Origin of the sequence: Agromyces salentinus (genome assembly GCF_009749395.1) — a bacterium.
In the GTDB taxonomy this organism is placed as follows: domain Bacteria; phylum Actinomycetota; class Actinomycetes; order Actinomycetales; family Microbacteriaceae; genus Agromyces; species Agromyces salentinus.
Genome location: NZ_WBIR01000029.1, coordinates 23,401 through 34,810, shown reverse-complemented (window position 1 = coordinate 34,810; position 11,410 = coordinate 23,401). Strand labels below are relative to the sequence as shown.

Sequence of the window (11,410 nt, the reverse complement as noted above, 5' to 3'; positions counted from 1 at the left end):
GGGGGCCCCCCCCCCCCCCCGCGCTCGACGACGGTGCTAGCCCTGCTGCGCGTCGCGCGCCTGCGCGACCAGCGCACGATCGACGCCCGCGAGCCGCTCGACGACCAGGCGCCGCAGCGCGGGCACGTCGGGGTGGGCGTCGAGCCAGGCGCGGCTGGCGTCGGCCAGCGCGCGGTTGGCGAGCGGCGACGGGTACAGGCCGTCGACGAGCTTCTCGGCGATCGCGTAGCTGCGGTCCTCCCAGACGCGCTCCAGCATGTCGAAGTAGCGGGCGACGAAGGCCTCGAGCAGGGCGGGGTCGGTCGCCCGGACGAAGCCCGCGGTGGTCTCGCGAACGACCGTGTTGGTCGCCGTGTCGACGTCGATGAGGGACGCCCAGGCGCGCTCCTTGCCCTCGACGGTCTGGATGGCCGCGCGTGCGTGCGCGGCCGACTGCTGGCCCGTGGCGGTGTTGTCCTCGGCCAGTCGTGCATCGATCTCGGCGTCGCCCGCGCGGCCCGCGGCGACGAGCGCGATGAGCAGGCGCCAGCCGAGGTCCGTGTCGATCTCCAGGCCGTCGAGCGCCAGCGTGCCGGCGAAGAGCGCGGCGAGGTCGTCGACGTGCGATCCGTGCTCGGCCACTCCGGCGAAGTTCGTGACGAACTGGAACTGCGCGTCGCTGCCCGCCTCCGCCTCCTGCGCGAGTCGCCAGAAACCGTCTGCCACCGATCGCAGCGCGTCTGCCTGACGCGCGGGCTCGGTGTACGCACCCGCGGCGAGCGCGGCGTTGGCGAGCACGATGCGGAGGGTGGTCGACTCCGTCTCACTGGCGATGTTGCCGAGCACCAGTGCGAGGTAGTCGCTCGCGCGGGTCTCCCCGTCGCGGGTGGCGTCCCACACCGAGCTCCAGACGAGCGCACGTGCCAGGGGGTCCTCGATCTCGCTGAGGTTCGCGAGCGCGACCCCGTGGGATGCTTCGTCGAGGCGGATCTTCGCGTACGCGAGGTCGTCGTCGTTCAGCAGCACGAGCGCCGGACGCTCGAGGCCGACGAGCTCCGCGACATCCGTGCGCTCGCCGTCGACGTCGAGCTCGACCCGGTGGTCGCGGACCAGCTTGCCGTCGGCGAGGTTGTAGAAGCCGATGGCGAGGCGGTGCGGGCGGATCGTCGGGTAGTCCGCCGGAGCCGACTGCAGCACGGTGAATGCGGCGATGCGGCCGTCGGAGTCGGTCTCGATCTCTGGGCGCAGCGTGTTGACGCCCGAGGTCTCGAGCCAGAGCTTCGACCACTCGGTGAGGTCGCGGCCGCTGGCGACCTCGAGTTCGGCGAGCAGGTCGGCGAGGGTCGTGTTGCCCCACTGGTGCTTCTGGAAGTAGGCCGAGACGCCCGCGAAGAACGCGTCGATGCCGACCCAGGCGACGAGCTGCTTCAGCACCGAGCCGCCCTTGGCGTACGTGATGCCGTCGAAGTTGACGAGCACGTCCTCGAGGTCGTTGATCGTGGCGACGACGGGGTGCGTGGAGGGGAGCTGGTCCTGACGGTAGGCCCAGCTCTTCTCCATGGAGTTGAACGTGGTCCACGCCTCGGTCCACTCGGTCGCCTCGGCGGTCGCGATGGTCGAGGCCCATTCCGCGAAGGACTCGTTCAGCCACAGGTCGTTCCACCACTTCATGGTCACGAGGTCGCCGAACCACATGTGGGCGAGTTCGTGCAGGATCGTGACGACCCGACGCTCGCGCACGGCATCGGTGACCTTCGAGCGGAAGACGTACGCCTCGGTGAAGGTCACCGCGCCCGCGTTCTCCATGGCGCCCGCGTTGTACTCGGGCACGAAGAGCTGGTCGTACTTCGCGAACGGGTAGGCCACGCCGAACTTCGCCTCGAAGTACTCGAAGCCCTGCTTGGTCTTCTCGAAGATGTAGTCGGCGTCGAGGTACTGCGACAGGCTCTTGCGGCTGAAGACCCCGAGCGGGATGACCCGGCCGTTGGCGCTCGTCAGCTCGTCGCGCACGACGGCGTACGGGCCGGCGACGAGCGCGGTGATGTAGCTCGAGATGCGCGGCGTGGGCTCGAACGCCCACGTCTTCGCACCCTCGCCCGCGTCGACCGGCTCGGGCGTGGGGGAGTTGGAGACGACCTCCCAGTGCGCGGGCGCCGTGATCGTGAAGCGGAAGGCCGCCTTGAGGTCGGGCTGCTCGAAGACCGCGAACATGCGACGCGAGTCGGGCACCTCGAACTGCGTGTAGAGGTAGACCTCGCCGTCGACCGGGTCGACGAAGCGGTGCAGGCCCTCGCCCGTGTTCATGTAGCGACCGTCGGCGACGACGACGAGTTCGTTGTGGGCGGCGAGGTTCGCCAGCTCGATGCGCACGCCGTCGCTCACCTGGGCGGGGTCGAGCTCGACGCCGTTCAGCGTGACCGAGTGCACGGCCGCGGTGATCGCGTCGATGAACGTCGCGGCGCCCTCGGCGGCGTCGAAGCGCACCGTGGTGGTCGTCGTGAAGACCTCGGGGCCGACCGTCACGTCGAGCACGACGTCGTAGTCGTGCACCGTGACGAGCGCCGCGCGCTCCTCGGCTTCGGATCGGGTGAGGTTCTCTCCAGGCACGTGGGCTCCTTCGCGGATATCTGCGCGGCTCGTGGCCGCGGGCAACGCGAACCAGCCTATCCGCCGAAGACCTCGCCGTCAGCGGCGCTCGCGCCACGGGTCACCGTGACGGAGCGGGCCTCACCACTCGGCTCGCGAGTAGTCCTTCAGGAAGACGCCGGTCACGTCTTCGCCTGCCTCGCCGCGGACGATCGGGTCGTAGACGCGTGCGGCGCCGTCGACGAGGTCGAGCGGTGCGTGGAAGCCCTCCTCGGCCAGGCGCACCTTGGTCGGGTGCGGTCGCTCGTCGGTGATCCAGCCGGTGTCCACGCTCGTCATGAGGATGCCGTCGGCGAGCATCTCCTTGGCGCTCGTTCGCGTGAGCATGTTCATCGCGGCCTTCGCCATGTTGGTGTGCGGATGCCCCGGGCCCTTGTAGCCCCGGCTGAACACGCCCTCCATCGCCGAGACGTTCACGACGTAGGTGCGGCGGGCGGGCGACGCGGCGAGCGACGCCCGCAGGCGGCTGACGAGGATGAAGGGCGCGGTCGTGTTGCAGAGCTGGACCTCGAGCATCTCGAGCGGGTCGACATCCTGGACGACCGCGCTCCAGCTGTTCTCGTGGTGCAGGTCGGGCACGAGGCCGCCCGCGTCGATGGCGGTGCGGTCGGCGAGCCGGGCGAGCGAGCTCGACCCCGGCGCGAGCGCGAGCGCGGTCAGGTCGTCGGCCGTCATGGTGCCCGCGAACAGGCCTGACGAGAGCACGGGATGGCTCGCCACCGAGTCCGCGAGCGCGAGCGGGTGGGCATCGTTGGTGTGCCCGAAGCTCACGAGCTCGGGCAGCGGGCCGTCGGGCAGCGGTGAGGACTCGGCTTCCACGAGCGGCGAGTAGGAGCCCGGCGAGCGCCGCACGGTCTGCGCCGCGTTGTTGATGAGGATGTCGAGCGGGCCCTGCGCGGCGACGTCGTCGGCGAGGGCGATCACCTGCGCCGGATCGCGCAGGTCGATGCCCACGATGCGCAGGCGGTGCAGCCAGTCCGCGGCATCCGGCATCGCGGCGAACCGCCGCGCGGCATCCCGTGGGAAGCGGGTCGTGATCGTCGTGTGGGCACCGTCGCGCAGCAGGCGCAACGCGATGTACATCCCGATCTTCGCCCGCCCGCCGGTCAGCAGCGCCCGACGGCCGGTGAGGTCGGTGCGCGCGTCGCGCTTGGCGTGGCTCATCGCCGCGCAGGTGGGGCAGAGCTGGTGGTAGAACGCGTCGACGAGCGTGTAGCGCTGCTTGCAGATGTAGCAGGGACGCGCGACCTGCAGCTCGCCGGCCGTGCGCGCGTCCGTGCCGCTCACGAGGTCGGCTCCGCGGGTCTCGTCGTCGATGCGCGTCGGTGCGCCGGTGGCCGTCGCGGCGATCACCGCGCGGTCGGCGTCCTGGATGACACGCCGCTTCTCGAGCCGTCGCGCGACCTTGACGGCCTTGAACATCTTGGCCGTCGCGTGGCGGACGGTCTCGAAGTCGGGATCGTCCTGGTCGAGCTCGCTGAGCGTCGCCAGCACCCGGAGGGTCGTCTCCAGGTCTGCGGGGTCGATCGTCGGCGCGCTGACGGCGGCGGGGGCGGCGGAGGGCATCCGGAGATTCTACGGCGTGTCGGCCGACCGTCTCCTGTACGCGACGCGGGAGTAGCGTGACGGCATGAGCACCAGCACGGATGCCACGGCGACGACCGCCGAACGCTACGCGGCCTTCGCCGAGGTCGAGGCGCGCGGCATGTCGGCGACCTACGAGGCCTGGGCGGGCGGCGTGGCGGCGGATGCCGCGACGCTGGCCCTCATCGACCAGCTGCCCCCGGCCAAGCGGCAGCCGAACCTCGTCTTCTCCGCGGCCCGACTGCTCGGCGCCCGCCCGGCGCCCTACCCGGAGTTCGCGGCCTGGCTCGGAGCGCACTGGAACGAGGTGCGCGACACGGCCCTGACCCACGCGACGCAGACCAACGAGGCCGCCAGGTGCGCGCTGCACCTGCCGGTGCTCGGCGGGATCGAGGGGCCGATCGCCCTCCTCGAGGTCGGCACCTCGGCCGGTCTCTGCCTCTTCCCCGACCGCTACAGCTACGTGTTCACGGGACATCCGCGACTCGACCCGGTCGACGGGCCGAGTCCCGTCGTGCTGGAGGCCGCCGTCCGCGGCGCCGCGCCCGTGCCGGTTCCCTCCCGCCTCCCCGAGATCGTCTGGCGCGCCGGGATCGACCTCAACCCGCTCGACGTGCGATCCCCGGCCGACCTCGACTGGCTCGATGCGCTCGTCTGGCCCGAGCACGAGGACCGCCGCCGACGACTCCGCGCGGCCGCCGCGATCGCCGCCGACGACCCGCCGCACCTCGTCGCGGGCGACCTCAACGAACACCTCGCCGCGCTCGCCGCATCCGCCCCTCGCGACGCCACGCTCGTCGTGTTCCACACGGCGGTGCTCATGTACCTCGACGGTGAGGGCCGTGAACGGTTCACACGGCAGGTGGCGCAGCTGCCCGGTCACTGGCTCTCCGTGGAGGCCCGGGGAGTGCTCCCCGGCATCGCGGCGCGGGTGGACGTCCCGAACGAGAGCAGCGATCTCGTGCTCGCCCTCGACGGCGTCCAGGTCGCCTGGGCGCAGCCCCACGGACGTGCGCTCACGTGGGCGCCGAATCCCTAGACTTGGCGCATGCGCATCCACATCGCGACCGACCACGCCGGCCTCGAGTTCAGCCGTACCCTCGTCGACCACCTGACGAACGGCGGCCACGAGGTGCTCGACCACGGCCCCGCCGCCTACGACGCGCTCGACGACTACCCGGCCTTCTGCATCAACGCCGCGCTCGCCGTGGCCGCCGACCAGGCCGAGGGGGTCCATGCGCTCGGCATCGTGTTCGGCGGCTCGGGCAACGGCGAGCAGATCGCGGCGAACAAGGTCAGGGGCATCCGGGCGGCACTCGTGTGGAGCATGGACACCGCGATCCTCGCGCGCCAGCACAACGACGCCAACGTGATCTCGATCGGCGCGCGCCAGCACACGGTCGAGGAGGCGATCCGCTACATCGACGCCTTCATCGCCGAGCCGTTCTCGGGCGACGAGCGCCACGCCCGCCGCATCGCGCAGCTCGCCGAGTACGAGACGACCGGCGACATCGCAGGCAAGGGTGTGAACCGCCCCGACGAGGCGTAGGCGCGTGCCAGAGGGTCACTCCGTCCACCGCATCACGCGGCAGTTCGAGCGCAACTTCGTCGGGCACGTCGTGCGGGCCTCGAGTCCGCAGGGACGCTTCGTCGAGGGCGCGGCCGACCTCGACGGCCGTCGCGTGATCGACGCCCGCGCCGTCGGGAAGCAGATGTTCCTCGGCTTCGAGGGCGACCGCTGGCTGCGGGTGCACCTCGGCATGTACGGCGCGTGGGACTTCGCCGGCGACATCCTGATGGATGCGACCATCGCGTCGGCCAACGGCCGCATGGGGCAGACGAACCAGCGCGGCACGTTCCTCGATGCGCCCAACCCCGACGCCGTCGTCCTCGACTCGGCCGGCGAGAACTCGATCACCTCCATCGGCGCGCCCAGGCGCGCCCGCCTGCGCATGTCCGAGTCCGAGAAGGCCGGCGCCGTGCCGACGAGCTTCCCGCCCGAACCCATCGGCCAGGTGCGGGTGCGACTGCTCACCGACAACGTCTGCGCCGACCTGCGCGGGCCGACGGCGTGCGAGGTCCTCGACCCGGCCCAGGTCGAGGCGATCGTCGCGAAGCTCGGGCCCGACCCGCTGCTCGACCTGGGTCCCGCGGCCGAGGAGCGGTTCACGTCCGTGGTGCGCCGCAAGCCCACCCCCATCGGCCTGCTCCTCATGGACCAGAACGTGGTCGCTGGCATCGGCAACGTCTACCGGGCGGAGCTCCTCTTCCGCGCCAGGCTGAACCCGCACACCCCGGGCAGGCTGGTCCCCGAGGAACTCGTCCGCGAGCTCTGGCGCGACTGGAGCAGGCTGCTCGCGATCGGCGTCGAGACGGGCCAGATGATGACGATGGACGACCTCGACCCCGAGGCGTATCGCGCCGCGATGGCCAGTCGCGAGGACCGGCACTGGGTCTACAAGCGCGAGGGGCTGCCGTGCCGCGTGTGCGGCACGAACATCGTGCTCGAGGAGATGGGCGCCCGGAAGCTGTACTGGTGCCCGCGGTGTCAGGCGTGATGGATCGAGCGGATGCGGCAGAGCCGGTGCTGCTCTCGGGCGCCCGCCTGCCCGGTGCGGACGGCGTCTTCGACCTGAGCCTCGCCGACGGGCGGGTCGTCTCCATCACTCCGACGGGCGCGGCGCCGGCACCTGCGCTCGCACCGGCATCGGGGGCGGCCCACCCGCGCCGGATCGAGCTCGACGGTCGATACGTCGTCCCGGGCCTCCACGACCGGCACGTGCACGCGTCGCAGTGGGCGATGGTCTCCCGCCGGCTCGACCTCGCCGCGGCAGCGTCGGCAGCCGAGGTCGCGGCGCTCGTCGCGGCATCCGTCGACCGCGGCCAGGCGGAGGTCATCGGCTTCGGCTATCGCGACGGGCTGTGGCCGGATGCCCCGAGCCGGCGCCTGCTCGACGCCGTCTCGGGCGAGGTCCCGGTGGTCCTCGTCGCGGCCGACCTGCACGCGTGCTGGCTGAACTCCGCGGCGGCGCGACGGCACGGGGTGGCGGAGCTCGCCGGCGATGCGGGCGTGCTCCGCGAGGACGACTGCTTCGCGCTCGTCCGGGAGCTCGACGATCTGGCCGACGACGTGCTCGACGGCTGGGTCGGCGAGGCCGCCGACCGCGCGGCCCGGCGCGGTGTCGTCGGCATCACCGACTACGAGATGCGATGGAACCGCGACGACTGGGCCCGCAGGGCCGCCCGCGGCATCCGCTCGCTCAGGGTCTCGTTCGGCATCTACACGCAGCACCTCGACCGCGCGATCACCGACGGCCTCCGCAGCGGCGACCTCGTCGAGGGCACCGGCGGGCTCGTGAGCGTCGGCTCGTACAAGGTCATCACCGACGGCTCGCTGAACACGCGCACGGCCTGGTGCTTCGACCCGTACCCGGGCCTCGAGGGGCACGAACACGCGCACGGCGTCGCGACGGTGCCCTACGACGAGCTCGTCCCGCTCATGCGGACCGCCGTGGAGGCGGGCCTCACGCCCGCCGTGCACGCCATCGGCGACCGGGCCAATGCCCGCGTCCTCGACGCGTTCGAGGCGCTCGGGAGTGCCGGCTGGGCGCGACGCGGCTCGATCGAGCACGCGCAGCTCCTGCGCCGGGAGGATGTCGCCCGCTTCGCCCGGCTCTGCGTGATCGCGAGCGTGCAGCCCGAGCACGCCATGGACGACCGCGACGTCGCGGACCGCTACTGGCCCGGGCGCACGGACCGCGCCTTCATGCTCGGCGGGCTGGCGGCCGCCGGCGTGGAGCTCGCCCTCGGATCGGACGCGCCCGTCGCGCCCCTCGACCCGTGGATCGCGATCGCCGCGGCGGTGGGCCGCACCCGCGACGGACGGCAACCCTGGCACCCCGAGCAGGCGATCGAGGCGCGCGCGGCCCTCGCCGCCTCGACGGGCGGGGCCGGGCACACGGTGCAGGCGGGGGCGGTCGCCGACCTCGCGGTGCTCGACCTGGACCCGTTCACGGCCTCGGCCGATGCCCTGCGGCGGATGCCGGTCGCGGCGACCCTGCTCGCGGGCGCGCTCACCCACGACGCCCTCGGCGGCTGAGGCGGGGGAAAACCCCCGCTCCGATCGGGGCGTCCTCCGGCTGTGGCGGCACACCGCGGTTCGCGAGGCTGGATCCATGCTCCAAGACGTGCCTTCCGCCCAGCCACGACGGCCCCGCCTGCGGCGGCCCAAGGCGACCCTCACGACCCTGTCCGCCCTGGCCGCCGGCGGCCTCGTCGCGCTCGCATTCGCCGGGTGCGGGATCGTCGCCCCGGGCCCCGTGGACACGACCGGTGACACCGACTTCGACCGCCCGCTGGCGATCCCGCCGCTCGCGGATTCCTCGGTCGACGCCGACGGCACCCGGGTCTTCGCGCTGGATGCGCAGGCCGGTACCACCGAGTTCGAACCGGGCGTCGAGAGCGAGACCTGGGGCTTCAACGGCAGCCTGCTCGGCCCGACCCTCGTCGCCGACCGCGGAGAGCGCGTGCGCGTGGAGGTCACCAACTCCCTCGAGGAGCCCACGACCGTGCATTGGCACGGCATGCACCTCCCGGCCGAGATGGACGGCGGACCGCACCAGATGGTGGCACCGGATGCCGCGTGGTCGCCCGAGTGGGAGATCGACCAGCCGGCGGCGACCCTCTGGTACCACCCCCATCCCCACGGCGAGACCGAATCGCACGTCGCCATGGGCCTCGCCGGGATGTTCCTCCTCCACGACGAGCAGGAGCGGGCGCTCGGGCTGCCGGCCGACTACGGCGTCGATGACGTCCCCGTGATCGTGCAGGACTCCGGCTTCTCCGCCGCCGGCGCTCGTGAGGACGCGCAGCGCGGCTACGCGGGCGGGCTCGGCGACGAGCTGGTCGTGAACGGCACGCGCCGCCCCCACCTGGAGGTGGCCGACGAGCTCGTCCGGCTCCGCCTGCTGAATGCCTCCACGGCGCGCAGCTATGCCTTCGCCTGGGGCGACGGCCGCCCGATCGAGCTCATCGCGACGGATGGCGGCCTGCTCGAGGCATCCGTGCCGCTCGAGCACGTCCGGCTCTCGCCGGGCGAACGCGCCGAGGTCCTCGTCCGGATGGCACCGGGGGAGCGGGTCATGCTCCAGTCGCGCATGACGCCGGAGATCGCCGGGCTCGAACCCGCCGTCGCCGCCATGAACGGCGGCAGCGACTCGTTCGACGTGCTCGAGCTGCGTGCCGCCGATGAACTCCGGCCCGCGGCATCCGTGCCGTCGACGCTGACGGAGATCCAGGACTTCGACCCGGCCGAGGTCGTGACCACGCGCCACTTCGAGCTCGGCGACAGCTTCGAGATCAACGGCGATGCAATGGACATGGGCCGCGTCGACGAGACGGTCACGGTGGACACGCTCGAACGTTGGGTGGTCGAGAACCCCAACGCCGTGCCGCACAGCTTCCACGTGCACGACGTGCAGTTCCGCGTGGCATCCGTCGACGGCGAGGCGCCGCCGCCCGAGCTCGCGGGCTGGAAGGACACGATCTTCACCGAGCCCGAGACCGAGTACGAACTGCTCATGCGCTTCGACGACTACGCCGACGCCGACACGCCGTACATGTACCACTGCCACCTGCTGTGGCACGAGGATCAGGGCATGATGGGCCAGTTCGCCGTCGTCGAGCCGGGTCAGCGTGCGACGATGACCGAAGGAACCCACCATGAGCACTGAGATGACCACGCCGCACCATCCCGCGACGCCCACGACGGCGGATGCCGCGCCGCCCGCGCGCCGCAGCTACTGGTCGCTCTGGAAGGACGTGCCCCGCCAGTTCGGGTTCCTCATCCTGACGATGCCCATCGCGATCACCGGCCTTGTGGTCGTCTCGACCCTGTTCTTCACCGGCGTCGGCACGATCGCGCTCGTCTTCGGCATCTTCGTCGTCGTCGCGGCCCTCTACACGGCGCGCGGCTTCGGGGTGCTCGAACTCGTGCGCCTCCGATGGGCCGGTCGACCGCCGATCGCGCCGCCGGTGTGGAACCGCGGCGCTCGCGAGGACGGCTTCTGGCGGTCCCTGTTCGCCCCCTTCGTGGACGGCCACTACTGGCTGTACCTCCTCCACACGTTCATCATCAACCCGGTCGTGAGCGTCGTCACGTGGAGCCTGACGGTCGCGTGGGTCGCGACCGCCCTCGGCGGCACCACGAACTGGATCTGGCAGCGCTTCATCCCCCAGCACGATCGCGACGTCTGGCTGCACGACGTCGTCCTGGACTTCCTCTTCCCGGGCAACGCGTTCTCGATCGATCCGAGCCTCGGCGAATCCGCGTTCGAGTTCATCGTCGGCCTGCTCTTCCTCGCGACCCTGCCGCTCGTGTTCCTCGGTCTCACGGCGCTGCACTCGGTGATCGCCCGCGGCGTGCTCGGCGCCTGGCGCAGCGAGGCCCTCCAGCTCGAGGTGAGCAGGCTCGCCGCCTCCCGCGGGGCGGCCGTCCAGGCCGAGGACGCCTCGCTCCGCCGCCTCGAACGGGACATCCACGACGGTCCCCAGCAGCGGCTGGTCCGCCTGCAGATGGACCTCGCGAGCATCGAGCGCGCCATCGACCGCGATCCGGATGCCGCGCGGCACCTGCTCGGCGAGGCGCGCGAGCAGGCGCGGGAGACGCTCGACGAGCTGCGGGCGCTCTCTCGGGGCTTCGCCCCGCCGATCCTCCAGGACCGCGGACTCGCGGTCGCCCTCGAATCCCTGGGCGCGCGCAGCGTCGTCCCCGTCGAGCTCGAGATCGGGCTCCCGGCCGACGGCGCCCCGCCCGTGCTCCCGGCGTCGATCGAGCGGAACGTGTACTTCGTGGCCGCCGAACTGCTCACCAATGCCGTCAAGCACGCCGACGCGAGCGGCATCCGGCTGCGCGCCTCCCTCCGCGACACGTGCCCCACCGGCTGGTGGATCGACCTCTGGGTCACTGACAACGGACGCGGGGGCGCGACGCTCGAGGCGGGCCACGGCCTCGCCGGGCTCGAGGAGCGCATCCGCGGCCTCGATGGACTGCTCGTCGTCGACAGCCCGGTCGGCGGCCCGACCTCGATCGGCGCGCACATCCCGTTCGTGCCCGTCACCGCGCCGGGCGCGACGGCTCCAGCAGCGTCGTAGGGCGCGATGCCGCGACGGGGGCCTCGCTTCGTGCGATGCCCCCGTCGCG

At 72.1% G+C, this 11,410-nt stretch carries 8 protein-coding genes; 6 read left to right on the top strand and 2 right to left on the bottom strand.

Annotation, left to right across the window (positions count from 1 at the left end; genetic code table 11):
- Positions 1-36 precede the first annotated feature (36 nt).
- Positions 37-2,586: an aminopeptidase N gene (pepN, locus tag GQQ95_RS18715; RefSeq protein ID WP_157429124.1), complete on the bottom strand. Its 2,550-nt coding sequence runs from the start codon at positions 2,584-2,586 to the stop codon at positions 37-39.
- A gap of 120 nt (positions 2,587-2,706) precedes the next feature.
- Entirely contained in the window at positions 2,707-4,191 is a 1,485-nt protein-coding gene (locus tag GQQ95_RS18710; RefSeq protein WP_157429123.1) for an SDR family NAD(P)-dependent oxidoreductase, read from the bottom strand.
- 64 nt (positions 4,192-4,255) lie between these two features.
- Between GQQ95_RS18710 and GQQ95_RS18705 the strand changes: the two genes are divergently transcribed.
- From GQQ95_RS18705 to GQQ95_RS18680, 6 genes are all read left to right on the top strand, one after another.
- Entirely contained in the window at positions 4,256-5,248 is a 993-nt protein-coding gene (locus tag GQQ95_RS18705; RefSeq protein WP_157429122.1) for a DUF2332 domain-containing protein, read from the top strand.
- A 9-nt stretch (positions 5,249-5,257) separates the two neighbouring features.
- Positions 5,258-5,758 carry a ribose-5-phosphate isomerase gene (locus tag GQQ95_RS18700; protein ID WP_157429121.1) on the top strand — a complete coding sequence of 167 codons (501 nt, stop codon included), beginning with the start codon at positions 5,258-5,260 and terminating at the stop codon, positions 5,756-5,758.
- Between the two features lie 4 nt (positions 5,759-5,762).
- Positions 5,763-6,767, top strand: a complete 1,005-nt coding sequence (locus GQQ95_RS18695; RefSeq protein WP_157429120.1) for an Fpg/Nei family DNA glycosylase — start codon at positions 5,763-5,765, stop codon at positions 6,765-6,767.
- Positions 6,746-8,308, top strand: coding sequence for an amidohydrolase (locus tag GQQ95_RS18690; RefSeq protein WP_343032774.1), 1,563 nt, complete (start codon positions 6,746-6,748; stop codon positions 8,306-8,308). Before GQQ95_RS18695 ends, GQQ95_RS18690 begins: the two co-directional genes overlap by 22 nt.
- A gap of 76 nt (positions 8,309-8,384) precedes the next feature.
- The gene (locus GQQ95_RS18685) at positions 8,385-9,941 is read left to right on the top strand and encodes a multicopper oxidase family protein (RefSeq protein ID WP_157429119.1); all 1,557 of its coding nucleotides are present in this window, start codon (positions 8,385-8,387) and stop codon (positions 9,939-9,941) included.
- The gene (locus GQQ95_RS18680) at positions 9,931-11,361 is read left to right on the top strand and encodes a sensor histidine kinase (RefSeq protein WP_246205803.1); all 1,431 of its coding nucleotides are present in this window, start codon (positions 9,931-9,933) and stop codon (positions 11,359-11,361) included. Before GQQ95_RS18685 ends, GQQ95_RS18680 begins: the two co-directional genes overlap by 11 nt.
- The last annotated feature ends 49 nt before the right edge of the window (positions 11,362-11,410 follow it).

Bases quoted from the DNA above. Each gene is read 5' to 3' on its own strand.
- GQQ95_RS18710 (WP_157429123.1), bottom strand. From the start codon at position 4,191: ATGCCCTCCGCCGCCCCCGCCGCCGTCAGCGCGCCGACGATCGACCCC.
- GQQ95_RS18705 (WP_157429122.1), top strand. From the start codon at position 4,256: ATGAGCACCAGCACGGATGCCACGGCGACGACCGCCGAACGCTACGCG.
- GQQ95_RS18700 (WP_157429121.1), top strand. From the start codon at position 5,258: ATGCGCATCCACATCGCGACCGACCACGCCGGCCTCGAGTTCAGCCGT.
- GQQ95_RS18685 (WP_157429119.1), top strand. From the start codon at position 8,385: ATGCTCCAAGACGTGCCTTCCGCCCAGCCACGACGGCCCCGCCTGCGG.
- GQQ95_RS18680 (WP_246205803.1), top strand. From the start codon at position 9,931: ATGAGCACTGAGATGACCACGCCGCACCATCCCGCGACGCCCACGACG.